General features: G+C 34.9%; 29 protein-coding genes and 1 pseudogene. 22 read left to right on the forward strand and 8 right to left on the reverse strand.

Features of this window, described 5'->3' with window-relative positions; genetic code table 11:
- Positions 1 to 145: 145 nt before the first annotated feature.
- Positions 146 to 1,384, forward strand: coding sequence for a TolB family protein (locus AC0NJG_RS04780; protein ID WP_087954249.1), 1,239 nt, complete (start codon positions 146 to 148; stop codon positions 1,382 to 1,384).
- A gap of 41 nt (positions 1,385 to 1,425) precedes the next feature.
- Here AC0NJG_RS04780 and AC0NJG_RS04785 read toward each other — a convergent pair whose 3' ends face one another.
- Both AC0NJG_RS04785 and AC0NJG_RS04790 read right to left on the reverse strand, forming a co-directional pair.
- Entirely contained in the window at positions 1,426 to 1,548 is a 123-nt protein-coding gene (locus AC0NJG_RS04785) for a DUF4023 domain-containing protein (RefSeq protein WP_000071866.1), read from the reverse strand.
- A 70-nt stretch (positions 1,549 to 1,618) separates the two neighbouring features.
- Entirely contained in the window at positions 1,619 to 1,957 is a 339-nt protein-coding gene (locus AC0NJG_RS04790) for a hypothetical protein (protein WP_000871278.1), read from the reverse strand.
- Between the two features lie 170 nt (positions 1,958 to 2,127).
- Here AC0NJG_RS04790 and AC0NJG_RS04795 point away from each other — a divergent pair.
- The 3 genes and pseudogenes from AC0NJG_RS04795 to AC0NJG_RS04805 all read left to right on the forward strand — a co-directional run bounded on the left by AC0NJG_RS04795 (position 2,128) and on the right by AC0NJG_RS04805 (position 4,049).
- A pseudogene (locus AC0NJG_RS04795) lies at positions 2,128 to 2,730 on the forward strand (histidine phosphatase family protein).
- A gap of 18 nt (positions 2,731 to 2,748) precedes the next feature.
- On the forward strand, positions 2,749 to 3,285 hold the full coding sequence (locus AC0NJG_RS04800) for a delta-aminolevulinic acid dehydratase (protein ID WP_143881551.1): 537 nt from the start codon (positions 2,749 to 2,751) through the stop codon (positions 3,283 to 3,285).
- Between the two features lie 263 nt (positions 3,286 to 3,548).
- On the forward strand, positions 3,549 to 4,049 hold the full coding sequence (locus AC0NJG_RS04805; RefSeq protein ID WP_087954252.1) for a DoxX family protein: 501 nt from the start codon (positions 3,549 to 3,551) through the stop codon (positions 4,047 to 4,049).
- A gap of 41 nt (positions 4,050 to 4,090) precedes the next feature.
- Here AC0NJG_RS04805 and AC0NJG_RS04810 read toward each other — a convergent pair whose 3' ends face one another.
- Both AC0NJG_RS04810 and AC0NJG_RS04815 read right to left on the reverse strand, forming a co-directional pair.
- A complete protein-coding gene (locus AC0NJG_RS04810) occupies positions 4,091 to 4,975 on the reverse strand; it encodes an alpha/beta fold hydrolase (RefSeq protein ID WP_087954253.1) in 885 nt (294 codons plus the stop codon).
- A 15-nt stretch (positions 4,976 to 4,990) separates the two neighbouring features.
- Positions 4,991 to 5,824 (reverse strand): GNAT family N-acetyltransferase, encoded by an 834-nt coding sequence (locus tag AC0NJG_RS04815; protein ID WP_087954254.1) that lies wholly within the window; start codon positions 5,822 to 5,824, stop codon positions 4,991 to 4,993.
- Between the two features lie 261 nt (positions 5,825 to 6,085).
- Here AC0NJG_RS04815 and AC0NJG_RS04820 point away from each other — a divergent pair, with 261 nt between their 5' ends.
- Both AC0NJG_RS04820 and AC0NJG_RS04825 read left to right on the forward strand, forming a co-directional pair.
- Positions 6,086 to 7,471 (forward strand): alkaline phosphatase, encoded by a 1,386-nt coding sequence (locus AC0NJG_RS04820; protein ID WP_087954255.1) that lies wholly within the window; start codon positions 6,086 to 6,088, stop codon positions 7,469 to 7,471.
- A gap of 54 nt (positions 7,472 to 7,525) precedes the next feature.
- Positions 7,526 to 7,993 carry a hypothetical protein gene (locus AC0NJG_RS04825; RefSeq protein WP_087954256.1) on the forward strand — a complete coding sequence of 156 codons (468 nt, stop codon included), beginning with the start codon at positions 7,526 to 7,528 and terminating at the stop codon, positions 7,991 to 7,993.
- A gap of 203 nt (positions 7,994 to 8,196) precedes the next feature.
- Here AC0NJG_RS04825 and AC0NJG_RS04830 read toward each other — a convergent pair whose 3' ends face one another.
- Positions 8,197 to 8,847, reverse strand: a complete 651-nt coding sequence (locus AC0NJG_RS04830) for a GTP pyrophosphokinase (RefSeq protein ID WP_000456215.1) — start codon at positions 8,845 to 8,847, stop codon at positions 8,197 to 8,199.
- A gap of 351 nt (positions 8,848 to 9,198) precedes the next feature.
- Between AC0NJG_RS04830 and AC0NJG_RS04835 the strand changes: the two genes are divergently transcribed.
- The 3 genes from AC0NJG_RS04835 (at position 9,199) to AC0NJG_RS04845 (ending at position 11,702) form a co-directional block, all read left to right on the forward strand.
- Complete coding sequence (locus AC0NJG_RS04835) at positions 9,199 to 9,822, forward strand: nitroreductase family protein (protein ID WP_001008510.1); 624 nt, start codon at positions 9,199 to 9,201, stop codon at positions 9,820 to 9,822.
- Positions 9,823 to 9,967: 145 nt separating this feature from the next.
- On the forward strand, positions 9,968 to 10,117 hold the full coding sequence (rpmG, locus tag AC0NJG_RS04840) for a 50S ribosomal protein L33 (protein WP_001265617.1): 150 nt from the start codon (positions 9,968 to 9,970) through the stop codon (positions 10,115 to 10,117).
- Positions 10,118 to 10,208: 91 nt separating this feature from the next.
- Complete coding sequence (locus AC0NJG_RS04845; RefSeq protein WP_173601258.1) at positions 10,209 to 11,702, forward strand: YcdB/YcdC domain-containing protein; 1,494 nt, start codon at positions 10,209 to 10,211, stop codon at positions 11,700 to 11,702.
- A gap of 43 nt (positions 11,703 to 11,745) precedes the next feature.
- Here the strand turns inward: AC0NJG_RS04845 and AC0NJG_RS04850 are convergent, their stop codons facing one another.
- Entirely contained in the window at positions 11,746 to 12,669 is a 924-nt protein-coding gene (locus tag AC0NJG_RS04850) for a hypothetical protein (RefSeq protein WP_087954257.1), read from the reverse strand.
- A 152-nt stretch (positions 12,670 to 12,821) separates the two neighbouring features.
- Between AC0NJG_RS04850 and sigK the strand changes: the two genes are divergently transcribed.
- The gene (sigK, locus tag AC0NJG_RS04855; protein ID WP_000051382.1) at positions 12,822 to 13,535 is read left to right on the forward strand and encodes an RNA polymerase sporulation sigma factor SigK; all 714 of its coding nucleotides are present in this window, start codon (positions 12,822 to 12,824) and stop codon (positions 13,533 to 13,535) included.
- 290 nt (positions 13,536 to 13,825) lie between these two features.
- On the forward strand, positions 13,826 to 14,614 hold the full coding sequence (locus tag AC0NJG_RS04860; RefSeq protein ID WP_087995421.1) for a phosphatidylserine decarboxylase: 789 nt from the start codon (positions 13,826 to 13,828) through the stop codon (positions 14,612 to 14,614).
- A gap of 146 nt (positions 14,615 to 14,760) precedes the next feature.
- Here AC0NJG_RS04860 and sda read toward each other — a convergent pair whose 3' ends face one another.
- On the reverse strand, positions 14,761 to 14,916 hold the full coding sequence (gene sda, locus AC0NJG_RS04865) for a sporulation histidine kinase inhibitor Sda (protein ID WP_000850094.1): 156 nt from the start codon (positions 14,914 to 14,916) through the stop codon (positions 14,761 to 14,763).
- 247 nt (positions 14,917 to 15,163) lie between these two features.
- Here sda and AC0NJG_RS04870 point away from each other — a divergent pair, with 247 nt between their 5' ends.
- The 8 genes from AC0NJG_RS04870 (at position 15,164) to AC0NJG_RS04905 (ending at position 20,299) form a co-directional block, all read left to right on the forward strand.
- Positions 15,164 to 15,676 carry a YqeG family HAD IIIA-type phosphatase gene (locus AC0NJG_RS04870; RefSeq protein WP_000765309.1) on the forward strand — a complete coding sequence of 171 codons (513 nt, stop codon included), beginning with the start codon at positions 15,164 to 15,166 and terminating at the stop codon, positions 15,674 to 15,676.
- 3 nt (positions 15,677 to 15,679) lie between these two features.
- On the forward strand, positions 15,680 to 16,786 hold the full coding sequence (yqeH, locus tag AC0NJG_RS04875) for a ribosome biogenesis GTPase YqeH (RefSeq protein ID WP_000140795.1): 1,107 nt from the start codon (positions 15,680 to 15,682) through the stop codon (positions 16,784 to 16,786).
- A 15-nt stretch (positions 16,787 to 16,801) separates the two neighbouring features.
- On the forward strand, positions 16,802 to 17,635 hold the full coding sequence (gene aroE, locus AC0NJG_RS04880) for a shikimate dehydrogenase (RefSeq protein WP_087995420.1): 834 nt from the start codon (positions 16,802 to 16,804) through the stop codon (positions 17,633 to 17,635).
- A 5-nt stretch (positions 17,636 to 17,640) separates the two neighbouring features.
- Positions 17,641 to 17,934 carry a ribosome assembly RNA-binding protein YhbY gene (gene yhbY / locus AC0NJG_RS04885; protein WP_000955224.1) on the forward strand — a complete coding sequence of 98 codons (294 nt, stop codon included), beginning with the start codon at positions 17,641 to 17,643 and terminating at the stop codon, positions 17,932 to 17,934.
- A gap of 137 nt (positions 17,935 to 18,071) precedes the next feature.
- The gene (gene nadD / locus AC0NJG_RS04890) at positions 18,072 to 18,641 is read left to right on the forward strand and encodes a nicotinate-nucleotide adenylyltransferase (RefSeq protein WP_029439961.1); all 570 of its coding nucleotides are present in this window, start codon (positions 18,072 to 18,074) and stop codon (positions 18,639 to 18,641) included.
- Complete coding sequence (gene yqeK, locus AC0NJG_RS04895) at positions 18,631 to 19,200, forward strand: bis(5'-nucleosyl)-tetraphosphatase (symmetrical) YqeK (protein WP_087954261.1); 570 nt, start codon at positions 18,631 to 18,633, stop codon at positions 19,198 to 19,200. The genes nadD and yqeK overlap by 11 nt, the downstream gene beginning before the upstream one ends.
- Entirely contained in the window at positions 19,197 to 19,553 is a 357-nt protein-coding gene (rsfS, locus tag AC0NJG_RS04900; protein WP_000653200.1) for a ribosome silencing factor, read from the forward strand. The genes yqeK and rsfS overlap by 4 nt, the downstream gene beginning before the upstream one ends.
- The gene (locus AC0NJG_RS04905) at positions 19,550 to 20,299 is read left to right on the forward strand and encodes a class I SAM-dependent DNA methyltransferase (RefSeq protein WP_001105574.1); all 750 of its coding nucleotides are present in this window, start codon (positions 19,550 to 19,552) and stop codon (positions 20,297 to 20,299) included. The genes rsfS and AC0NJG_RS04905 overlap by 4 nt, the downstream gene beginning before the upstream one ends.
- Positions 20,300 to 20,470: 171 nt before the next feature.
- On the opposite strand, the gene comER is transcribed toward AC0NJG_RS04905, so the two are convergent.
- Complete coding sequence (gene comER / locus AC0NJG_RS04910) at positions 20,471 to 21,298, reverse strand: late competence protein ComER (RefSeq protein ID WP_087954262.1); 828 nt, start codon at positions 21,296 to 21,298, stop codon at positions 20,471 to 20,473.
- Positions 21,299 to 21,375: 77 nt separating this feature from the next.
- On the opposite strand from comER, the gene AC0NJG_RS04915 reads away from it, so the two are divergent.
- The 3 genes from AC0NJG_RS04915 to AC0NJG_RS04925 all read left to right on the forward strand — a co-directional run bounded on the left by AC0NJG_RS04915 (position 21,376) and on the right by AC0NJG_RS04925 (position 24,932).
- Positions 21,376 to 21,975, forward strand: a complete 600-nt coding sequence (locus AC0NJG_RS04915) for a helix-hairpin-helix domain-containing protein (protein ID WP_474062900.1) — start codon at positions 21,376 to 21,378, stop codon at positions 21,973 to 21,975.
- 63 nt (positions 21,976 to 22,038) lie between these two features.
- Positions 22,039 to 22,596, forward strand: a complete 558-nt coding sequence (locus AC0NJG_RS04920) for a ComE operon protein 2 (RefSeq protein ID WP_000439784.1) — start codon at positions 22,039 to 22,041, stop codon at positions 22,594 to 22,596.
- Positions 22,597 to 22,610: 14 nt separating this feature from the next.
- Positions 22,611 to 24,932, forward strand: a complete 2,322-nt coding sequence (locus tag AC0NJG_RS04925) for a DNA internalization-related competence protein ComEC/Rec2 (RefSeq protein ID WP_474062901.1) — start codon at positions 22,611 to 22,613, stop codon at positions 24,930 to 24,932.

Consider the following 24,932-nt stretch of genomic DNA (forward strand, 5'->3'; position numbering starts at 1 on the left):
TAAACTATATTTTCGACATAATTCATACCAATCCTCTATGAATTTAAAATTTCTTGGGAAATTTTTTCTGATTATGTCGAATGGGTATTTTTTACATATTGTAGGTGGACATTGAGGAATGCTATGAGGGAAATGGAGGGGTGTTATGAAACGGTTCATAGTAAGTGGTAGTGCAGTGTTACTTATGTTTTTATGTTCAATCACTATTGTTAGCGCGGAAAATAATGAAGAGAAAATAGCTTTTATTCGTCATCATGACCTTTGGATAAAGGTTGGTGGGAAAGAAAAACAACTTACAAAAGGAGAGTACATAACAGGGCCGAAGTGGTCACATGATGGAGAGTGGATTGCCTATGCTAAAGGAAAGAAGCAAAACACATTGGAATTGTACCGACTGGAAGATGGAAAGAAAGTTAGACCATTGCAATCTGAAGCATCAAATTATCAATGGTCACCGAAAGAGAATGTAATTGCATTTGTATTTGCGAATACACTAAATACATTTGACGTTCAAAATAAGAATACTGATTTTGAAAATGTCTCAGCTGGTGTAGGTGATTATGCATGGTATCCTGATGGAAAGAAGTTTTTTGTATCCTCTGAAGCACACTTACTTCCAACAGGATGGACAGGGGCTCAGCTATATGAAGTGCAAAAAGATGCCCATATGAACCCTCATAAAATGAAGCATTTGTATGCATTACCAAATGAACATGATGATTTCCTAGCGCTAGTTGCAAGTGGCTTTAAGTGGTCACCAGATCAAAAGTGGATTTCATTTTTAGCAGTACCGACAGCTTCATGGTCAGCTGATAGTAATACGCTTTGCTTAGTTCGCGCAGATGGTAGTCGTTTTGAAAAGGTAGATCAAATGTTATTAAACACACAATGGTTCAAATGGGCGCCAGCCAACAATATATTGGCCTATATTGAAGGAAGCGGGAGAGTTGCGTTAGAGAATAAACATTTAAAAGTAAAAGAATTGCCAGCACTTCAGCAGAACACATTTACACCGAAAGGATATGTCGATTGGGATTTTACATGGAAGAACGATAACGTAATTATCGTTTCACGAGCAAAAGAGGCGGGGATAGAAACTCCACCAGAAAAAAGACCACTACCATCTTTATATGAGATCGATAGTACAAGCGACGAACAACATCGAATCACAAAGCCACCTCATAGGCAAGGAGATTATCATCCGCTCTTCATGAATAAGAGTAATCAATTAATATGGATACGTTCAGACCGTAAGAAAGCGGATGTATGGCTTGCTCATAAAGATGGAAAGCATGAAATGAAGTGGATTGAAAATATAGATGTACCAGAGTGGTATTACGAGAAATGGAATTGGGAACATGTTATCTCGGTGAAAGGAGAATAAAAAACCTGCCTAAAAGATAATTTTAGGCAGATTTTTTATTGTTATTTATGTGTTTTATTTGGCTTCTTTTTCGCTGGGTTTCCGTTCCCTTGACGCTTTCTATTTTGTTCATCTTTTGCTTGTTTTTCATGCAGTGTATCTAAAAATTCATTCGAGTTACTCATTTTTCTATCGCTCCTTTCATTTCGTCCTAATTACTATAACCATTTAGGAGGACAATCATGAGATAAAAAGTTAAGCGCTTAATTTTCTTCGGTAGTATATGTAAAAGATGCCATACGTAATAAATAGCATAAATAAAATTTGTAACTCTATATTTTCTTTTAAGATAGTTGCGATAGAAGATGGTAAGTAAGGTGATGTATTGTTTGTTTCTACACCTAACCATTTGTTTAAGAGGTTAATGGTACAAAACATAAAAACACCGGACCAGCTTGCAATAATTGCTTTCTGTTTAATTTTTGTTTCACGTTCATCATCTGTAATCCAAGGATTAGCAGTTTTATCACTGCTAAAAAATCCGTTTATATATCCCCATATAATCATGCCAATTAAGATGGTTATCCATTTCATATGTATGCTTCTCATCTCTATTGTAAAAAGTTTTTTACATATATAATTGTAATGTTTTCCAATTTATTGTGTCAAATATTTTTTACATATCGGTTTTGTATATAGCAGGAATGAAGGATCAAATAGGGAAGAAATATGTAAGAGGATTTCATATTGAGAGGAGGATGGGCATGAAACTCGTCTTTGTTCGGCACGGTGAAGGAGAACATACAAAAGATTTGCCGGCAAGTTTACAAATGTTGAATCCATCATTAACAGATGAGGGAAGGAATCAGGCTAAATTACTTCAATGCAATGTACCCTTGCAAGAAACGGATATATTAATCGCTAGCCCTACACTCAGAACTTTACAAACGGCGGCGATATGGAGTGAGAGGGGAGCTTGTCAAAAAATCGTCCATCCATATGTATCCCCGCGTATTTTTCCTTATCGAGAAGGAGCAAAAACATTACAATGTGACCACATAGTAGATCAGGGGGTAATAACAAATTTATTTCCACATTTTTCGATAGAGAAAAGTACAAATAAACAGCTATGGATGGAAGGTATAAATACTATTTCAGAGAATCGTTTTCAGCAAATCGTAGATGAATTTCTTCTTTGGTGTTGTGAGCTAGGCGCTTAAAGAATTTGCATTGTATCTCACGACGGAACAATTACAGCATATAGGCAATATTTACAGAATGTCGTTTTAACTAGGTCGGATTTTTTGCAAGAAACGGGTATATATGAAATGGATGTATCCCTTGAAAGTGTAATTGATGAAATCTAATTAAAGGATGGAGGGTGTATGTTGAATGTTGCACTAGTAGTTGGCTTTAATTCTGATTTAGAGGCGCAATCAATCCGAGCATCACTTGAATATTTTGGGGCGAAAGTTATAACATACTGGATTGGTAGACCGAAAGAATTCATCGAGATTCTGTCTGGAAAGGGTTTATATGACGATATTAATTATGTTGTCTTTTGCTTTCATGGTGAGGAAGGAAAGTTTGTCATGGAAGAGTTAGGTGAAGGTATATATGAACAAGATGAACCGCAGGGATACTTTGGTTCAGCAGAAATTTATAAATATGCAAAATTGCATAATACACATATTGTAAATAGTGGGTGTACGTTAGGGGAGAAAAAACTAGCAGAATCTTTTTTACGTAGTGGAGTAAAATCGTACATTGGATCAATAGATTATGTAGATGGGAATGCAGCACTTATGTTTACAATACGCTTATTTTACGGGCTTATTAACCATGAAAAAACGTTAGAAGATGCTTTTCAAGAAGCGAGTTTAATTGATGAGGAGACACGTACATTTCGATTCTATAAGTAGTGTGAAACACATTTATTCTATATTCGAATGAATGTGTTTCACATTTAACTCACACTTTTTTTACATTTTTTCAATGAAAATGATTATCACTTATGGTATGATATGTTCAAGTTTTTACAGGTAATAAAAGTTACTATATAAACGTTAGCTTGTAATATTTTATACGTATGTCACGAATTATTCATAATTAACGTTTGTAAAATAAGTAACTGATGTTATTATATTTACTGTAACTAACTTAATTACAACTTTAGGAGGAAGATATGGTTATTCAATTTTTAAGAGAAAACAAAGCAGTTTCTTTTGTGCTAGCAGTAATCCGAGTATATCTTGGTTACACATGGTTAATGGCTGGAATCGGTAAACTACAAGGAAAAGGATTCGATGCAACGGGTTATTTACAAGGTGCAATTGAAAAATCTAAAGGAGCACAACCAGCTGTTCAATCTTGGTGGGCATCATTTTTACAAGATTTTGCAATTCCAAACGTTGATCTATTTAATACACTTGTAACATGGGGAGAAGTTTTAGTAGGAATTGGTTTAATTGTTGGCTGTTTAACAAAAACGGCGGTCTTTTTCGGCCTTGTAATGAACTTTTCCTATATGTTTAGTGGGTCAATTGGAGTGAATCCTGAAATGGTTATCTTATCGATGTTCGTTCTGGTTTCTGGTATGAATGCTGGTAAATTTGGAATTGACGGCTTCGTTATCCCAAAAGTATTAGGATCAAAAACTCAAAAACGCCAAAAGCAAGCTGCTTAATATATGAGAACGGGTATCTCAAAATGAGATACCCGTTTATGTTATTTTTCAGCTTGTATCGGATTGTTTTTAAAGAATTCTTTTACATAACCTACAAATTCTTGTGGCTCTTGACGAAACGGTGCATGATAACCCTTTTCGATAATATGGAAAGTACTATTTTTTAAGAATTGATGATACGTTTCTCCTTCTTTCCACGAAACGCTACTATCATTTCTTCCCCATATAATTAAGGTCGGTTGTTTTATTTCATTTGCGTTGATTTGAAGACGTCTAGGCCATAATTTCATTTTATTGTAATGCTCTTCATCATTACGTTTAAATTTCACTTTGCTCTCATCATAATCTGCAATGGCAGAAACGGTATTTAAATCCGTCGACAACTGTGGTCTTGGTGATCCTTGTTTATTAACGAGTGTATGAGGACCGCCCGTAGCATCAGTTAAAATAAGGTGGGTAACGGATTCTGGATATAAATATGTTAAATTAAGAGAAATTTCTCCGCCCATTGAGTGGCCCAATATTGCAAACGAATCGTAACCTAGTTTTTTCATTAATTTATAATACAAATTTGCATGAGTTGGGAAAGAATAATAAAAATCCATCGGCTTAGATGAGCGCCCGAATCCTAAAGCATCTACAGAAATAATTGTATGATCTTTTGCTAAGTCTGAGTAAATCTTTTGAAAACCATCTGATGATCCTCCAAATCCATGGATCATAAGTAAAGGTGGTTTTTCATTACCAATCTTTTTGAAGTAAATGGTTTGACCATCTATTTCTACCATTTTTTCCTCGGTAGCTAGTTTTGCTGTAAGTGTATTTTTAACTTGTTTTACTTGTTCTACTGGCTTTTCTGCTGCACTACATCCTACTAATAGTGTAAGAGTAAGACAACCTACCATAAAATAGCTAAATCGCTTCAATGAGGTGTCCCCTTTCTAACATAACGCTGTATCTATCATAGCAAATAGCATATTACGATTTCCAGGAAGTTCGCTACCATTTTTTATCATAAGAGGTGAAAGGAGCGTTTCTTGGAAATTTTCTATTTGAAGAAATTTGCGAAATGAAAATTGTGAATGTGGGACATCAATTCTTACTGTGCCATTCCAACATTCACATATGTTTTGTAGTAATTGAATAGCATCTTCTTCTCTTTTGGCGATAAGTGGATTGATACATAATATACTATCTTTTTGTATGCATAAGGAAAAAGCTTCTATACAGTTATGTCTCTCAATTTTAAAAGAGTGGCTCGTTCTTGGTAATAGTAATGAATAAAGTAAAGAACGATCGGCGCCAGTTGTAATTTGATCGAGGGAAATAAGCGATATAAGATCTTTTTCTTTTATTTGTTTTGTATGAGTGATATGTGTCTTAGTAGTTTGTTTTTCAAAACGATGAATCGTCGTTATTGTTTGAAATCCGCATGATGTATAAAGAGGCTCGCCAGCTTTTGTTGCAATAAGTGCAATAGGTTGTTTTGTATGAGTGTGTTCTAAACAGTGATTAAGCAAAATACGCCCGATGCCTCGGCCTTGAAAATTAGGATGGACGATTAACATACCAATAGTAGAAAACCTATCTTTAAAAGGAAATACGCCTCCAGCTGCAATCAGTTTATTTTCATGCATATAACCGACAAGTGTACCGAGAGAAAGGTACATTTCGAATTGTTTTTTCATAAATGCTTTATTTTGTAACCACCCAATAGATTTGCACAGGTCGAGTAAATCAAAAATAAAAGTTTCATCTAGCCTTATTATTTTCATACATGTTCACCACATTTCTATTAATTTTCATACAAATAGATTGAAAATGTTAAATAAGAGATTTACGTTAAAGGAAATCCAACTTGTTTATATTTTGATTGTAAAGGGGAAGATGATTGATATGAACAGACAAAGTTATACAAATTATAACTGATATTTACATAAGTTAACAAAAAATTTACATATAACTAATTTTCTCTTAACAGTCTTCTATTAAATTTGATAGTGGGAAATGAATAACCTAATTAGGGGGACAAGACAGTGAAAAAGTTTGTGAAAAAAGCATGGCCATTTGCAGTTGTGGCGTCGTTAGCAGTTACTTCGGTGGCAACATGGAATTTTACACGTTCTAGTGAAGTGAGTGCAGATGAGAGCGGAAGCAATGCAAAGATTAAAAATGTCATTGTATTAATTGGGGATGGTATGGGCCCTTCATATATGACGGCTCATCGTTATATGAAAGATAATCCAAAAACTTTTGAGATGGAATCTACAGAGTTTGATAAACATCTTGTAGGAACACAAAAAACATACCCGGAAGATGAACATGAAAATATCACTGACTCTGCATCTGCAGCAACAGCTATGTCAGCAGGAATTAAAACATATAATGCGGCAATTGCAGTTGATAACGATAAAGCAGAAGTGAAAACTGTTCTTGAACAAGCGAAAGAGCAAGGGAAATCAACGGGACTCGTTGCTACTTCTGAAATTACACATGCAACACCAGCTGCTTTCGGTGCGCATGACATTAGTCGTAAAAATATGGACGCAATTGCAAATGATTATTTTGATGAGAAAATTAAAGGGAAGCATAAAGTAGACGTTATGCTTGGCGGTGGTGTAAATAACTTTGTTAGAAAAGATCGTAATCTTACAGAAGAGTTTAAGAAATCTGGTTATAGCTATGTAACAGATCGTAATCAATTGTTAAATGATAAAAATGATCAAATTCTAGGTTTATTTGCGCCAGGCGGTTTAGATAAAATGATTGACCGTACTGATAAAACACCTTCATTAGAAGAAATGACAAATGCAGCAATTGAGCGTTTGAACAAAAATAAAAAGGGTTTCTTCTTAATGGTTGAAGGAAGTCAAATTGACTGGGCTGGACACGATAATGATATCGTTGGCGCAATGAGTGAAATGGAAGACTTTGAAAAAGCATTTAAAGCAGCGATTGAGTTTGCCAAAAAAGATAAAAATACGTTAGTTGTTGCAACGGCAGACCATGCTACTGGCGGATTATCTTTAGGTGCAAATGGCGAGTATAACTTTAAAGTAGAGCCAATTAAAGCTGCGAAACGCACACCAGACTTCATGGCAAATGAGATTGCAAAAGGTGCAAATGTAGAAGAAACATTGAAAAAATATATTGATTTACAATTAACACCAGAAGAAATTAAAGCGGTAAATGATATTGCTCCTTCAAAAGATGTAACAAAGATTGATAATGCAATTGAAGATATTTTCAATAAGCGTTCGGTTACAGGATGGACAACAGGCGGACATACAGGAGAAGATGTAAACGTATATGCATTTGGCCCTGGTAAATACTTGTTCTCTGGCGTTCAAGAGAATACAAATATCGCTAAACGTGTCTTTGATATTGTTGGCGGTGGCGATCCGAATAAAGGAAGACGCTAATTATAAATGAAAGTGAGGCGAAATGCCTCACTTTTCTTTTTAGGAGATGGGAAGATGAGAGCTTTTTTCAGAGGGATAGGATCTCTTCTAATAGGTGTATTATTGCTAGTTGGATGTCAGTTCAAAGAGAATCAGATGGAACAAAAATCTACTACTACAAAAGCTGAGGAAAAGGTACAAATAACGAAAGAAGAAGAGAAATCGATTCAAGATGTTATGGAGAAATTTGTACGGACGACAAATGAAAAAAATCTTGCTGAACATATGGAGTTGTTTTCAAAGAAGATGCCTAGTGCTGAAGACTTAAAAACGCAAAAAGAAGCAGCTTTTCAAAAAGGAAATAAGAAAATTGAATTGGAACATATAGAAATAAAAGCTAGTAAAGCAGGGTATGTTGTTGTTGAAACAAAAGAAAAGGAAACAGATGGAGAGGTCACTCTTCAGAAGAAAGTACAGTATGCACTTGGAAAAGAAGAGGATGGCTGGAAAATTGAAGAGGTTCGCACGATAGAGAAGAAATAAAGTGAAACTTTCCGTAAATAGCACAAAAAGGTTCTCATTGGCGAGAACCTTTTTTATCCCGCGTTAACGGACAGTAAAACTCACACCTCAAAATTCAGTTGGAGCAAAGAAGTTAGGTGGGGGTCGGGCTGTCCGTTAACGTCCGATTGGTGTGGGCTAATAATCAGTGGGGGATGAACACCCCCACTGATTAAAGTTTCACTTTATAGTGGTAACATAATTTGATTTGAGCATGCTTCGATATCATCAATATCTTGGCGAATGGTTGCCATTTTATTATCAAGATCTTCAGCTTTCATTGCGGCATCATGTAGTTCATCTTTTAAATACTCAGGTATTTTCCCTTCATATTTATAATAAAGTTTATGTTCTAAACTTGCCCAAAAGTCCATTGCCAGCGTACGTAACTGAATTTCTGCAAACACTTCTTTTGTACCAGAATTCAGTGATAAAGGATATTTAATAATCATGTGTAAACTTTTATAGCCGTTTCCCTTTGGATTAGCGATATAATCTTTTACCTCTATGATTTCCATATCTTCACGCTTTTGAATGACTTCTTTCAAATGATAGATATCTTCTACGAAGCAACATGTAATACGAATGCCGATGATGTCTTGTAAATGCGTTTGCGCATTTTCAACTGTCGGTAATAAATTTTTACGTTCAAGTTTTTTAATAATACTTTCAGGTTGTTTTAATCTTGTTTTTATATGTTCAAACGGGTTGTAATCCTCTAAAAATTGGGCTTCCCGGTTCATAATTTCAAATTTAGTTTTTAACTCTTCTAAAGCAAATGTATATGGTAGTACAAAAGCTTTCCAGTAGTTAACTGTTGATTGATTATATTCCATTTATATACACACCTTTTCCTATTTACAAGTGAGGTTGTTATTATACTAAACACCAAATCATGTAGGCGCAAGCAGCAAATGATGAGATCATAAAACGATATTTAGTTTTCATACTTTCAACTCCTTTCAAGTGAAATTCTATATAAATAAACGTAATTGTTAATAAGTTCACTATGTACAATTCCTATAGTAATAGATTCGTGTGAATTTCGTATGAACTAATTGTTTCAGCTTTTTGTCTTTTTTTTGTAAATCATCATTATTATCCATAATTTAAAGTGTTTTCATTTGATTTATTCAATTGTATAAATTAATGTATATTTGAATTTATGGTTATTAGGGGGCTATACGGTGAATTTTGAAGAATTAGCAATTGCTAGACGTTCTGCAATGAAATTTGTACAAGGAATAGAAATCCCAGATGAGGATTTTAAAAAAATATTTGAGCTAACAAAGCTTTCTCCATCTTGTTACAATTTGCAACATACACATTATGTTGTAATTCGTGATCAAGAGCGCAAAGAAAGATTAAAAGAGTTAGCTTTTAGGCAATATAAAGTATCGAGTGCATCTGCGGTAATACTTGTTTGTGGTGACAAGAGAGCATACCAAAATGTCGAAAATATTTATTTCGGTATGAAGGTTTTAAAGATGATTGATGAATGTGAGTATGAAGATACAATTAGGCAAACGAAAGGGTTATATGAAGGAAAAGGAGAACGCTTCATGGAAGAAGAAGCGATTAGAAATGCTTCGTTAAGTGCGATGACTTTTATGTACGCAGCTAAATATTATGGATATGATACGTGTCCAATGATCGGTTTTGATGAAAAAGCAGTACAAAGTGAATTGAATATGCCAGAGCATGTAGTACCTGTTTTAATGATTACGATAGGAAAAAGTGATACTACTAAAACTCGACCACGAGGATATCGAAAACCGATTAGTGAGTTTGTTACATATGAGACATTTTAATAAAAAGTATAAAGTACTAAAAATAAAAAGGTTCTATTTAGAACCTTTTTATTTTGCAATTGACAAATAAAATGAAGTTATATAATATTTAAATCGTAATCATTACGTTTTAGTTTGCGATCTTTAAAAGAAAGGAGAATTGCATATGCGTGTAAATATTACATTAGCTTGTACGGAGTGCGGTGATCGTAATTATATTTCTAAAAAAAATAAACGAAACAATCCAGAGCGCATCGAACTAAAAAAATATTGTCCACGATTAAAGCGAGTAACGTTACATCGTGAAACGAAGTAGAAGAATAGAGATATCTCTATTCTTTTTTGTTTATATTTATTTGGTTTTGTTTGTTATAATTACCTTAAATTGTAATAAAGGGAGCGGTATGATGAATCAAAAAGATAAAGAAAGAAAAGAGCAAGTGGCTCATATTATTGACATTCCAGATGATTATAGGCTTGTTGTAGATGATCAAGAAGGTGTGGATGACCCATATCACCTATTATGGTGGGAACATAAAGGGGATGGGGAGAGAACAATACAGATTACGTTGAATAGACATACTGATAATTTAATTGACTTTAGGATAGAGGATGAAAAAGCTGTTTCGAGCAGTAAGGAAGCGATAAACGAGAATAAAGCAAGAGAGATTGCAAATACATTCTTAAAAAAATATACAAAAGAAGAATCTGAATTTTATACATATGTAACTGTTAAGGATGATTGGCGCGGTTGGAAAGAAGTAAATTATATGCAGGAAGTGAATAGCTGTCCATTGCCGAATACGGGGTGTGTTGTGCTAGTGCATCCTTTAGGTGATGTGATGCATTTTCATTATAATGGACAAAAAGCTATAGAGAAAAAACCGTTATGGCCAAGTGACATTGTTGAGGAGAACGTCGTCTTAGAAAGTTTGAAAGCTAGACAAGATATGAGACTAGTATTTGTAGATTTAACACACTCTTCATGTGAGTATGAAAATGGAGAAGAAGTAAAAGGGTACCGTCTTGTATATGAACCAGATCCAAGTCATGCGTTTATTGATGCAAGTACAGGTAAAGACTTGTTTGGACCAGATCATTATAAATTGCCTCCAACTGTAGCTGTTGAAATAACGAAAAAAGATAGCCGGCAAGATGTTATATTCGATTTGCTTGACTGGCATAAAGAAAGTTTTACAAAAGTAGCTGAGACGGAAGATGCTGATGAAATAAGGATGAAATTTGTTCCGAAAGAGGAATTACAGAAACAAAAAGAAGAAAAAAATCCATATTTAATGAATGAATTTTTTAAGAAGCATTTATCGATGTTAAAATATAATAATTTTGTTTGCATTATGATTGATAAATCTACCAATGAATTAACTGGTTTTATAAAACTGACAGACGATAAAGAAGTAAAGCAAATACTGTCTAGAGAGGAATGTTTACAAAAAGCACTTCGATTTTTGGAACAAGTTATTCCAGATATCACACAATATTTACGTCTTTGGGAGGAACGTGAAGAAGTGGAAGATGGAATTGAGAGATTTTCCTTTTCAATATATGTAAATGACATTCAAGTAGAGGGAAAATATATTATGATTAACATTAATACAGAAAATGGTGCAGTGATGCACTACTCTGGAGAGCCTAGCAATCGTATAAAAGAATTACTCACATACGAAACAACACCAAAAGTAACAAAAGAAAAAGCATTAGAAATATACAGAGGGGGTATTCGAGTTAAATTAGAATGGTCTATAGATCATGATGTAGAGGAAACGGTATATCAATTGCTGTATAAACAAACAACGGATGAAAATCATAAAGAATCCTTCGGTTGTAGTCGGGAAATTCGTTATATTGATGCGCATACGGGGGAGAAAATTTTGAGCAAGTAAAATAAAAAGAGTTATTTTTCAAAGAAAATAACTCTTTTTATTTTTATAATTTGCCTGTTCGTTTTTCAAAAGTAAATGTGATAGGGAGACTGGAAGAAGAACTATCACTTTTAAATGTTACTTTCCATTCTTTAGAATGGGCTTTAATTTCGAAATCAAGAAGATTCATTGCTCTACGTTTATCTATTTCTAAAAACATATTATGAATTTCTGGTTCCTGCTGTAAATTAAGAGCCTTTAGTGTGACTGTTAATGTGAAAAAATCTCGCCCTTCATATACTATTTTTGATATTTTTGTTTTTTGTGTATTTAACAGTATATAAAAACGGTCTGATGGAGTTAATTGTACAGAGTCATCAGTAATTTCATCCTCCATATTATTAAGTTCAACTAAGAAAGATGTACTATGGGAAGAATCTTTTTTGCTTGTAATCTGTAATTCAGTGGGAATCATCGGTATTTCATAAAAATCATTCCTTATTATGTTGTTGTAATCCTCTGAAAATTTATGGACTTCTTTTGGGAAAGAGTCTTCTTCTTGTGTACTTAAAAAAGTTTTATGTTGCTTTGGAATTTTTTTGCTAAAATTCATTATTTCTTTAAAGTAATAATTGGATACAGTTAAAAATAAAAAACTACAGATTAATAAAAAAATTCGATAGGAATTTGGAAAGTGAAAGAACAGTAGTATACATGTAATAAATCCAATTACATAGAAAATAAAGATAAGTAGTTCTAGTTTTGAGTGAAAGGAGAAACCATAGTTATGAAAAAAAATCATTCCAATTATAATTTGAGCTCCTAAAAATAAAGAAATTCCAAATTGAAAAAATAATAAATCAGGTCCTCTCTTAATAACAAAAGTAATGAACGAAATGAAAAGTAAAAATACCCCTAAATAAATTGTTACATTTAATAATCGGTCTAATGTAAGCATGAATAGTGTCCCCTTTAATAGCATATTCATATATAAACAACAATTTTATATAATTATAATATAACAATAAAATATTTTAAATGTTGGAAGTGTTGAGTTTTATAAATAAACTGTACAGACACAAACAACCTTACGCCCACATACACTTAGTAAAGACCACTATTTTGGCGGAGGTGAAAGGTTTGAGTCTATTCGCCGCAATTGGATATATGGTTCGAGAAGTGTTTGTTTTTGTTTCTTATGTGAAGAACAATGCGTTTCCGCAGCCGTTATCATCAGACGATGAGAGAAAGTACTTAGAGTTAATGGAGCAAGGTGATGCTCAAGCGAGGAATCTGTTAATTGAACATAATTTACGGCTTGTAGCTCATATCGTTAAAAAATTTGAAAACACAGGGGAAGATGCAGAAGATTTAATTTCAATTGGTACAATCGGGCTCATTAAAGCAATCGAGAGTTATTCGGCAGGAAAAGGAACAAAACTTGCGACGTATGCAGCACGCTGTATTGAAAATGAAATTTTGATGCATTTACGTGTATTAAAGAAAACAAAAAAGGACGTTTCACTTCATGATCCGATCGGGCAAGATAAAGAGGGGAATGAAATATCGCTTATTGATATATTAAAATCAGAGTCTGAAGATGTAATTGATATGATCCAGCTTAGTATGGAGTTAGAAAAAATTAAAGAGTATATCGATATTTTAGACGAACGAGAGAAAGAAGTAATCGTGAAGCGTTTTGGACTAGGGCTTGATAAGGAGAAAACGCAACGAGAGATTGCAAAAGCGCTTGGCATTTCCAGAAGCTACGTATCAAGAATTGAAAAGCGGGCTTTAATGAAAATGTTCCATGAATTTGTAAGAGCAGAGAAAGAGAAAAAAGCAAAAGAATAATGTACATTGCAAGCAGCCATGTTTTAAAATGGGCTGCTTTTCTTTTTGTAAATAAGGAAAGAAAAAGAGTTGTGTTCAGAAGAAATCCATGTTCACTGTTGAAAATGACGGATTCTATCTGTAATATTAGAAGGTGCTAAACAATTTAAGAATAATACCATACTTAGTTTTCCGCATGTATACTGAAACAGTTCTATATGTTATGTGGGAATAAGAACCAATTTTACATATGATATAGAAGGTAAAGAAGGGGAAGCTAAAGTTATAGACTGATTAGGAGGTTCCGCAATTTGCGACGTACATTATATCGACTTATGATAGAACTTACAAATGGTCGTTTTACTTCTTATATATTACGTAAATTTGCACAATCTCGTTTAAGCTCTATCATTATTCCATCGTATGCGAAAGTGTTTCAAATTAATCAAGATGAGATGGAAAAGGGTTTGAAGGAATATAGAACGTTGCATGAATTATTTACGCGTAAGCTAAAAGAAGGAAAGCGTAGTATTGATACAGATGCATCAAGTATCGTTAGTCCTGTTGATGGTGTTTTTGCTGATCACGGTCCTATTGAGGACACAAAAACATTTGATATTAAAGGCAAGCGTTATTCGATTGTGGATATGCTAGGTAATGAAGAACGTGCACAGCGATATGCAGGTGGTACATACATGGTTATTTATTTAAGCCCAAGTCATTATCATCGTATTCATAGTCCGCTTTCTGGTTCTGTGACCGAAAGATTTGTACTCGGTAGAAAATCATATCCGGTAAATGCAGCTGGTATGGAATACGGGAAAGAACCATTGTCAAAAAATTATCGTTCTGTTACAGAAGTGAATAGTAACGGTGAACATATGGCGCTTGTAAAAGTAGGAGCTATGTTTGTAAATAGTATTGAGCTGCTGCATGAAAGAAACACTGTTCAAAAAGGTGAAGAAATGGCATACTTTACATTCGGTTCAACAGTTGTGTTATTGTTTGAAAAAGATATGATAGAAGTAGTGCAAGAATTGAAGAGTGGACAAGAGCTTCGCCTTGGTGAAAAGATTGCTACTCGATTGGCTCATAAGTAAAAAAGATTTCATAACTGTAAGCAAGATTTATGGACAAAGATGCGTAATGATGAAATTCCCTAGATGGGAGTACTTGTTTATTCGAGAGCCATCGCAGGATGGCTCTTTTTACAAGTTAGTTACTTGAAATTTCACTTTATATGTAATCAAGACGATTTGACAAGCTTGTCCTCTAATGAGCGTCTAATAATTTCTTGTTTTATAAGTAAAATGAAGTCGGGATTTAATTTTAGTTCTTTTGCTTTATAATAAGACTCAGTGAGTAACTCAGTAGATAACTGTTCCATATGTTTTGTTTTCAAGGTGAGTCACCTCCTAATAATATAAGGATTGATTCGTTGTTGCATTTAATGTACCAAAAAAATATGACAGTCACAAACGAGTGGTTATCCACAAACCTAGGTGGATAAAATGTGTATAGATTGTTAGTAAATTCCAAATTGACTGAAAAATTAATGTGGAAAATGTGTACAATTTTATCCACAGGCCATATATCGAAATATGTTGTCGAAAAATTTTTATGAAAACTCCTCAAAGAGGTGAAAGAAATTGAAACTATTTTTACCAAATGAATATGTGAAAAATGTATATCATGTTCAACCAGAAGATTTGAAAAAACGTGGAATTAAAGGTGTTATTACTGATTTAGATAACACTTTAATTGAATGGGATCGTCCAAATGCAACGCCACAACTTGAAGAATGGTTTTTGAAAATGAAAGAGCAAGGCATTCAAGTAACGGTCGTTTCAAATAATAATGAGCAACGAGTGAAAGACTTTGCTGATCCATTAGGCATTCCATTTATTCATAGTGCGCGTAAGCCATTTGTCCGTGCGTTTAAGCGTGCGATACAAGAGATGCAGTTGCAGCCAGATGAAGTTGTAGTAATTGGAGATCAATTACTAACGGATGTGCTAGGTGGAAACCGAGTTGGACTTCATACAATTTTAGTTGTACCAGTAGCACAAACGGACGGATTAGTAACGCGCTTTAATCGAAAAATTGAACGAAGAATTATGAGAAACATGAAGAAAAAAGGTTTAATTAACTGGGAGGAATAAAGTTTGACTGAAACAATTAAATGTATTGGTTGCGGTGTAGAAATTCAAACAGAAGATAAAAATGAAGTGGGATATGCTCCTGCCTCATCTTTAGAAAAAGAACAAGTCATTTGTCAACGTTGTTTTCGATTGAAACATTATAACGAAATTCAAGATGTATCATTAACAGATGATGATTTCCTACGTATTCTAAACGGTATTGGAAAATCAGATGCGTTAGTAGTTAAGATTGTAGATATTTTTGATTTTAATGGTAGCTGGTTACCTGGCTTACATCGTTTCGTGGGAAATAATAAAGTATTACTTGTTGGGAATAAAGCTGATTTAATTCCTAAGTCAGTAAAACATGATAAAGTAAAGCATTGGATGCGCTATAGTGCAAAGCAGCTAGGATTAAAGCCAGAAGATGTCTTTTTAATTAGTGCAGCAAAGGGACAAGGGATTGCTGAGCTGGCAGATGCGATTGAGTATTACCGCGGCGGAAAAGATGTTTACGTTGTTGGATGTACAAATGTAGGGAAATCAACATTCATTAATCGTATGATTAAAGAATTTAGTGATGAGACTGAAAATGTAATTACAACATCTCATTTCCCAGGAACAACGCTTGATTTAATTGATATCCCGTTAGACGAAGAATCTTCTTTATATGATACGCCAGGTATTATTAACCACCATCAAATGGCTCATTATGTTGGAAAACAAAGCTTAAAGCTTATTACACCAACAAAAGAAATTAAGCCAATGGTATTCCAATTAAATGAAGAACAAACATTGTTCTTTAGCGGACTGGCACGTTTTGATTACGTAAGTGGCGGTCGTCGTGCATTTACTTGTCACTTCTCAAATCGTTTAACAATCCATCGTACAAAGCTTGAGAAAGCAGATGAATTGTATAAAAATCATGCAGGGGATTTACTAAGCCCGCCAACACCAGAAGAATTAGAAAATATGCCAGAGCTAGTGAAATACGAGTTTAATATTCGTGAACCAAAAACGGATGTTGTATTCTCTGGATTAGGATGGGTTACTGTGAACGAACCGGGAGCAAAAATTGTTGCACACGTACCAAAAGGAGTAAGTGTTTCATTGCGTAAATCTTTAATTTAATATGGAGAGGGATTTATGAAACAATTATATGGTGTAATCGGAAATCCAATTGGACATTCATTATCACCCGTTATGCATAACGATGCATTTGAACACTTGAATATGGATGCCCATTATCATGCCTTTCTTGTTAAAGAGGAAGTGCTAGGGGAAGCAGTAAGAGGTTTAAAAGCGTTAGGTATTTCAGGATTTAATGTAACAACTCCGCACAAAGTTGCGATTATGGATTATTTGGATGAGATTGACCCGCTAGCAAAACAAATTGGTGCAGTAAATACGGTGGTTCATAAGGATGGAAAATTGATTGGCCACAATACAGATGGAATTGGTTTTGTCCGAGCGCTACAGTCAATTAGTAGTGAACCACTTCAAGAGAAACGTATTTTATTGCTTGGCGCAGGTGGTGCTAGTCGAGCTATTTATTTTTCACTTGCTGATGTAGGTGTGAAAGAGATTGATGTAGCGAATCGTACAGTAGATAAGGCAAAAGAACTTATTGCTGCATGTACGGCTACTGTTCATTCTGTTGCTCTATCGCTAGAGAAAGCAACAGAAGAACAAGAGAATTATGATATTATCATTCAGACGACAACAATAGGTATGCATCCACGCATCGAACATACGCCGTTACAAATTTCTTCGTTGAAAAAGGGAACGATTGTATCAGATATAATTTATAACCCATTTGAAACGAAAATTTTATGTGAGGCGAAAGAGCAAGGTGCACTGATTCAAAATGGTATTGATATGTTTGTTTATCAAGGAGCGCTTGCATTTGAAATGTGGACAGGGTACACGCCAAATATCGAACGAATGAAACAATTAGTTATAAGAAAGCTTGGAGGCTAACATATATGTTAACAGGAAAACAAAAAAGATTTTTACGTGCACAGGCACATCATTTAACACCGATTTTTCAAGTGGGAAAAGGCGGAGTAAATGAAAATATGATTAAACAAATCGCAGATACTTTAGAAGCTCGTGAGCTATTTAAAGTAAGTGTGCTACAAAACTGTGAATTCGATCGCCGTGAAGTTGCAGAAGAACTTGCAAAAGGTGCACGTGCTGAAATCGTTCAAGTAATTGGAAGCACAATCGTTTTATACAAAGAGTCAAGAGAAAATAAACAAATTAAGCTTCCTCGATAAAAAGATTAGCATGCGCTATTTTTATCGTTGATGCGTAATGATGTAGAGAGCGAAACCAATTGAACTTTTATTAATAGCAACTCTCTTCATTCCTAACAGAAGAGAGTTGCTGTACGTAAAAGGAAGGGGCGTTTCTTTTGAGGAAAATTGGCATCATTGGCGGTACATTTGATCCGCCACATTATGGACATTTGCTCATTGCAAATGAAGTATTTCACGCTTTGAATTTAGAAGAAGTATGGTTCTTACCGAACCAAATTCCGCCGCATAAACAAGGGCGAAATATTACAAGTGTAGAAAGTCGTTTACAAATGTTAGAGCTTGCGACTGAGGCAGAGGAACATTTTTCTATTTGTTTAGAAGAGCTAAGCAGGAATGGCCCATCTTATACGTATGACACTATGCTACAATTGACGAAGAAGCATCCGGATGTGCAGTTTCACTTTATTATTGGTGGAGATATGGTTGAGTATTTACCGAAGTGGTATAACATTGAAGCGTTACTTGATCTTGTAACGTTTGTTGGGGTTGCAAGACCTGGGTATACATTGCATACACCTTATCCTATCACCACTGTGGAAATTCCGGAGTTTGCAGTTTCTTCATCTTTATTACGTGAGAGATATAAAGAGAAGAAAACATGTAAATATTTACTTCCTGAAAAAGTACAGGTATATATCGAGAGGAATGGGTTGTATGAATCGTGAGAAAGCACTTCATATTGTCAAACAACAAATGCATGAAAAACGTTATATACACACAATTGGTGTAATGGAAACAGCAATTGAACTTGCTAAGTTATACGGTGTGGATGAAAAAAAGGCTGAAGTTGCAGCTATATTCCATGATTATGCGAAGTGTAGAGCGATTTCAGAGATGGAAGAGATCATTAAAAGTGAAGGTTTGCCGAAAGATTTACTTTGTTATAACAAAGAGTTATGGCATGCACCTGTTGGGGCATACTTAGTAGAAAAAGAAGTAGGCATTACGGATCCTGAAATCCTGCAAGCTATTACATATCATACAAGTGGTCATGAGAAAATGACGATGTTAGATAAAGTAATTTATGTAGCTGATTACATTGAGCCTGGGCGAAAGTTTCCGGGGGTGGAGGAAGCTCGTAAACTCGCATATACGGATATAGATCAAGCTTTATTATTTGCGTTAAAGAGAACAATTCAATTTTTAATGGAAAAAGATCAAACGATTTATCCATTAACATTCCAAACATACAATGCAGTTATCAAGGAGGAAATGAGTAAATGAAAGATAAAGATTTATTAGTATTAGCAGCAAAAGCGGCTGATGATAAGAGAGCAGAAGATATGGTTGTCCTAAATATGCAAGGTATTTCACCAATTGCAGATTATTTCATTATTTGTCACGGTAACTCAGATAAGCAAGTGCAAGCAATTGCACGTGAAATTAAAGCGAAAGCACACGAGTTCCAAATCGACGTACAACGTATGGAAGGTTTTGATGAAGCTCGCTGGGTATTAGTTGACCTTGGAGATGTAGTTGCTCATGTATTCCATAAAGATGAGCGTAATCACTATAATTTAGAGCGTCTATGGGGCGATGTGCCACGTGAAGATATTACAGAAGAGTTAGGCCAATGAACTACGAGCAATTTGCGTTGCTGTACGATGAACTAATGAATGATGTCCCTTATGATAAATGGGTGGAATTCACAGAGGAAAGCTTACAGCAAGCGGATGTGAAAGAGGCGAAGATTCTTGATGTAGCATGCGGTACTGGTAACGTAACGCTTCCGCTTGTACAAAAGGGTTACGATGTAATCGGTGTCGATCTTTCGGAAGAAATGTTAGCAGTCGCACAGCAAAAACTAGGCGAGGCAGGATATTTTATTCCTTTTTACCAACAAGACATGCGAGAGCTTGATGTTCCCGGTGAGTTTGACTGTGTAACGATCTTTTGTGATTCATTAAACTATGTATTGCAAGAAGATGGAGTGCAAGAAACATTCCGAAGAGTGTTTCATCATTTACGTCAAGATGGTTTGTTTTTATTTGATGTACATTCTTTATATAAAATACATCATGTATTTCAAAATGAAACATACACAGTGAATGGAGAAGAAATATCTCTTATTTGGAATTGCTTCCCTGGTGAAGATTCAAACAGTGTAGAACATGATTTAACATTCTTTGTTCAAGACCCAGAAGAAGATGTGTACCATCGTTTTGATGAATGTCACGTACAACGTGCATATCCGGTTGAAGAGTTAACGAAATGGCTTGAAGAAGCTGGTTTTACAGTGCTTCGTGTAACTGGTGACTTTGAGCGACTTGAAGTTACAGAACAAACAGAGCGTATTTTCTTCATGGCGAAGAAAAACGGATAAAACAAAAGCAACCGGGAAGGTTGCTTTTGTTTTATGAAGAAGCTGTAATTTTAGTTCTAGGATAATAAGAAGATGATATACGTGAATTGTGAAAGTACTAGTTTAAGTGAAAATGTAATGTGAAAAATTAAGTGTTTATAAAAAGGATTTGGAATGACGATGACGTATTTATTATGTGTGTTTATTGAATTGCTGATCAACGCATTTTAAATCTTCATCAAATTTCTCGTGTGTCCGCTCGATTAATTTATGAAACATATCTCCAACATGTTCTTCTAAAACCCGAATACCTTCTCCTGTAACGCCGCCTTTCACACATACTTTTTCTTGTAAAGTAGGCAAAGTGAAAATCCCTTTGTCGAGTAGTTTCCCCATTCCAACGACCATTTCACTTACTAAAGTAGTGGCTTCTTCATGTGTAATATTTGTTTTATCTACAGCAGCGTTAATGAAACATTGTAATAAATAACTAAAGAATGCAGGGCCGCAGCTTGCTATATCAGATGAAACGCGCGTTATATCTTCTTCTATTACAAGGGGAGTAGAAATGTTTTTGAATAAGCGAAATAGTTTTTGTTGCCATTCTTCAGAGCAGTTACTTCCAAATGTAAATAGTGATGCGCCGGACAGGGCGCGGTTTGTAATGCTCGGAATAATACGGGCAACATGGCAAGGTACAAGTGTCTCTAATTGTGATGGAGATATTGGACTTGTGATAGAAACTAAGCACTTTTCATCAGAAAAATGTTTAGCGTATTTTTGCAAGATCGGGTATATATCTATCGGCTTTACGCAAATAAAAATAAGATGTGATCGTTCGATTACCTCATCAATAGTTTTGGCTATATGAACAGAAGGGTGTTTTTCCTTTATATGATATGCTTTGGCGGGCGTTCGATTAATGATCGTAAGGCACGAAGGTTTGACAGCACGGGTTTCTAAAAATGCATCGATTAGTATATTCCCCATGTTTCCTGTCCCTATAATTCCTATGTTCAATGTTTCATCCCTCCTTCGTAACAGCGTTCTCCTAAACAATATGAATGATGTTATAAATTTATGATTAGAGGTGAAAAATGATGTGGGATTTTCCAAAGAAATGGTTAGGATTAGTTGCTATTATTGGAACTGTGCTTTTTCTTATTTTCTGGAAAACGAATGAGCATACAGAGCGATCAGTTATTGCAACGGATGCTCAAGAGAAAGATATAGAGAAGAAAAATAAACCGAAAATATCCGATACAAAGCAGCAGAAAAAAATAATTGTAATTGATATGAAAGGGGCTGTTGTTAAAGAGGGAGTGTATGAAATGAAAGAAGGGGACCGGGTCAAGAATGCTATTGAAAAAGCAGGAGGTTTTTTGCCTGAGGCAGATAGGATGAAAGTAAATTTAGCACAAATGGTACAAGACCAAATGATTCTTTACGTACCGAATAAAAACGAACAAGTGCAAGAAGTAGCTGCTGTTTCAAAGGGAGAGGGAAAAGTTCAAATAAATACAGCTTCTAAAGAACAACTTGAAAAAATTACAGGTATTGGTTCTCGGAAAGCAGAAAGTATTTTGAAATATCGAGAGGAACATGGTCCGTTTCAAAAAATAGAAGATTTGTTAGAGATTGATGGGATTGGTGTGAAGTCTTTGGAGAAAATAAAAGATCAAATTATTATTCCGTAAAAGATTGACGAAGTTTTTCTTCATTCGCTACACTACAAGTAGACAAAAAAGTAGGTGAAGAATATGGAACGAATTTCATGGGATCAATATTTTATGACGCAAAGCCATTTGTTATCTTTGCGTAGTACATGTACAAGGCTTGCAGTAGGAGCGACAATCGTTCGTGATAAACGAATTATTGCTGGTGGATATAATGGTTCAATTAAAGGTGGTGTACATTGTATAGATGATGGATGCTACGTTATTGATAATCATTGTGTTCGTACAATTCATGCAGAAATGAATGCTTTATTACAGTGTGCAAAATTTGGCGTGAAAACGGAGGAAGCTGAAATTTATGTTACGCATTTTCCTTGTTTACAATGTTGTAAGGCGATTATTCAAAGTGGTATTACAGCAGTTTATTATGCACAGGATTATAAAAATCATCCGTATGCCGTAGAGTTATTTGAAAAAGCGAATGTAACGGTGAAACACGTTCCGCTAGAATATGATATTGCAGCATTAGAGGATCAAAAACGTCATATGGAGTTAAAAGAACTATTTGCATCTTTAGAAAAAGAGAACTTATCAATGGAAGAATTACAGCGTGTATTCACGAAAGCAAAAATGATGCTATAAGGAGTGAGTATGAGTTGCAAGGACAATGGGGCTATGTTGCAATCTCATTTATAATAGGGATTGCAATTGCCTTCTCCTCTTCAGTTGTATTGCTGACTTGTTGTCTCGTTATATATGTTTTCTTTTGTTTATATCGTACTTCGCGTAAAACCTTCTTATATTGTATGATAGCGTGTTTTAGTGGCGCTATGTACACCGCGTATGTTCAAGGGCAAAACAAGCCTCTGGGAGAGTCCTACGAAGCTACAAGAGGAGTGATACATACTACACCTCTTATTAACGGCGATCGCCTCTCATTTCAAGTTGAAGATCAGAATAAAAATATAGTGCAGTTAAGTTACAAAATGAAATCAGCCTCGGAAAAGAAACAAATGCGACAATTACATGCAGGAGTATCATGTGTATTCGAAGGTGAGAGGAAAGAACCGCAAATAGCTCGGAATTTCCATGGGTTTAATTATCGTGATTATTTATATAAGCAAAATATTCATTTCATAATGGACGCTACATATATTTCTGAATGCCATAAAACATCGTTGTCACTCGTGCAATGGATTCTTCTTTTGAGGCAACAAGCAATCTCAGAAGTTACAGAAATGTTTCCAGAGCAATCAGGCGCTTTTATAAATGCATTAGTATTTGGTGATAGACAACAAATGACATTTGAAGTTGAAGAGCAATATCAACAATTCGGTCTCGTGCATTTGTTGGCGATTTCAGGATCGCATATCGTATTATTAATGGTAATCGTGTATTTTATTTTGCTAAGAAGCGGTGTGACAAGGGAGGTAGCAACAGTATGTCTTATCTTCTGTATTCCTATATATATGATTTTAGCAGGAGCGTCACCATCTGTTATAAGAGCTTCTATAACAGGAGTTTTCATGTTAATTGCTTTTATGTGTTCTATTCGTTTATCTAGCTTAGATGCTCTAAGTATAACAGCTATATGTATGCTTATATTTGATCCGTATCTCGTGTTTAATATTGGCTTTCAGTTTTCTTTCGTCGGTAGTTTTGCTTTACTTTTATCTGCCCCGCTTTTACTAGAGAGTGGCAATGGAGTAATTCGAAATTCTATTTATATTTCTTTCATTTCACAGCTCGTTAGTACTCCGATTTTGTTATATCACTTCGGTTATTTTTCTCCATATAGTATTTTTCTAAATATCCTATACGTTCCGTTTTTATCTCTCGTTGTATTGCCGTGTAGTATTGTTATTTTGATATGTATACCGATCATCCCGTTTCTTGCAAAAAGGCTTGCGAATGTACTATCAATAGGTTTGAATCTTTCTAATGATTTTTTAAGTTATTGTGAAAAATTACCATTTACCCGTCTGAATTTCGGACAAACACCTATCCTTCTTGTAGCCTTATATTGCGTGAGTATTATTAGTATATTGATGGTTTGGGAAAGGCGAATGGCGAAGGGAATTCTGTTTATATCTGCGGGTGTATTTCTTTTTATTAGTACATGTCATTATGTATATCCGTATTTTCGAGAAAGTGGGAGTGTTACCTTTCTCGATGTTGGACAGGGAGATGCAATATTAATTCGCCTCCCGTATGATCAAGAGATTTACCTTATTGATACTGGTGGAACAATTCGTCCGAACAAGGAAGAATGGCAAAGGAAAAAGCATGAATTTTCTGTCGGAAATGATATTTTGATCCCTTATTTACAAAAGGAAGGTATTAAAAAGATCGATAAATTAATTATAACGCATGGAGATGCGGACCATATAGGTGCTGCGCAACAGTTATTATCAAATATAACCGTAAAAGAAGTTGTATTTGGCCGAAAGGAACAAGATGCGGAATTAGAAAAAATAGTAAAGAAACAGGCTTTAGAAAAGGAAGTGAAAATAAGAGAAGTGAGAGAAGGAGAAAGTTGGAGCATAAATGGAGCGGAATTTTTCGTATTAGCGCCAACAGGAAAGGAGAGCAGTGAAAATAACGCTTCAATTGTAATGTTGGCAAAATTAGGAGGACTAACGTGGTTGTTTACAGGTGATTTAGAAGAAGAAGGAGAGAAGTTTTTAGTAGCTACGTATCCAGAGTTGCGAGCGGATGTTTTAAAGGTTGCTCATCATGGGAGTAATACGTCATCTACAACACCTTTTCTGAGCGTCATACAGCCTAATATAGCGATTATTTCTGTCGGTGAGCGTAATAGGTATGGGCACCCTCATAAGGATGTTATAGAGCGTTTTGAGAAGAGGGGGATTGAAATATGGCGTACGGATAAGCAAGGGGCTATCTCCTATGTTTTTAAAGGGGAAAACGGAACCTTTCGCAGCAAAATCACATATGATGAAACACATAATAGATAA

Source organism: Bacillus sp. SSR7 (assembly GCF_055902415.1).

Bases quoted from the DNA above. Each gene is read 5' to 3' on its own strand.
- AC0NJG_RS04780 (WP_087954249.1), top strand. From the start codon at position 146: ATGAAACGGTTCATAGTAAGTGGTAGTGCAGTGTTACTTATGTTTTTA.
- AC0NJG_RS04785 (WP_000071866.1), bottom strand. From the start codon at position 1,548: ATGAGTAACTCGAATGAATTTTTAGATACACTGCATGAAAAACAAGCA.
- AC0NJG_RS04790 (WP_000871278.1), bottom strand. From the start codon at position 1,957: ATGAAATGGATAACCATCTTAATTGGCATGATTATATGGGGATATATA.
- AC0NJG_RS04800 (WP_143881551.1), top strand. From the start codon at position 2,749: ATGTTGAATGTTGCACTAGTAGTTGGCTTTAATTCTGATTTAGAGGCG.
- AC0NJG_RS04805 (WP_087954252.1), top strand. From the start codon at position 3,549: ATGGTTATTCAATTTTTAAGAGAAAACAAAGCAGTTTCTTTTGTGCTA.
- AC0NJG_RS04815 (WP_087954254.1), bottom strand. From the start codon at position 5,824: ATGAAAATAATAAGGCTAGATGAAACTTTTATTTTTGATTTACTCGAC.
- AC0NJG_RS04825 (WP_087954256.1), top strand. From the start codon at position 7,526: ATGAGAGCTTTTTTCAGAGGGATAGGATCTCTTCTAATAGGTGTATTA.
- AC0NJG_RS04830 (WP_000456215.1), bottom strand. From the start codon at position 8,847: ATGGAATATAATCAATCAACAGTTAACTACTGGAAAGCTTTTGTACTA.
- rpmG (WP_001265617.1), top strand. From the start codon at position 9,968: ATGCGTGTAAATATTACATTAGCTTGTACGGAGTGCGGTGATCGTAAT.
- AC0NJG_RS04845 (WP_173601258.1), top strand. From the start codon at position 10,209: ATGAATCAAAAAGATAAAGAAAGAAAAGAGCAAGTGGCTCATATTATT.
- AC0NJG_RS04850 (WP_087954257.1), bottom strand. From the start codon at position 12,669: ATGAATATGCTATTAAAGGGGACACTATTCATGCTTACATTAGACCGA.
- aroE (WP_087995420.1), top strand. From the start codon at position 16,802: ATGAAACAATTATATGGTGTAATCGGAAATCCAATTGGACATTCATTA.
- yhbY (WP_000955224.1), top strand. From the start codon at position 17,641: ATGTTAACAGGAAAACAAAAAAGATTTTTACGTGCACAGGCACATCAT.
- yqeK (WP_087954261.1), top strand. From the start codon at position 18,631: ATGAATCGTGAGAAAGCACTTCATATTGTCAAACAACAAATGCATGAA.
- rsfS (WP_000653200.1), top strand. From the start codon at position 19,197: ATGAAAGATAAAGATTTATTAGTATTAGCAGCAAAAGCGGCTGATGAT.
- AC0NJG_RS04905 (WP_001105574.1), top strand. From the start codon at position 19,550: ATGAACTACGAGCAATTTGCGTTGCTGTACGATGAACTAATGAATGAT.
- AC0NJG_RS04915 (WP_474062900.1), top strand. From the start codon at position 21,376: ATGATGTGGGATTTTCCAAAGAAATGGTTAGGATTAGTTGCTATTATT.
- AC0NJG_RS04920 (WP_000439784.1), top strand. From the start codon at position 22,039: ATGGAACGAATTTCATGGGATCAATATTTTATGACGCAAAGCCATTTG.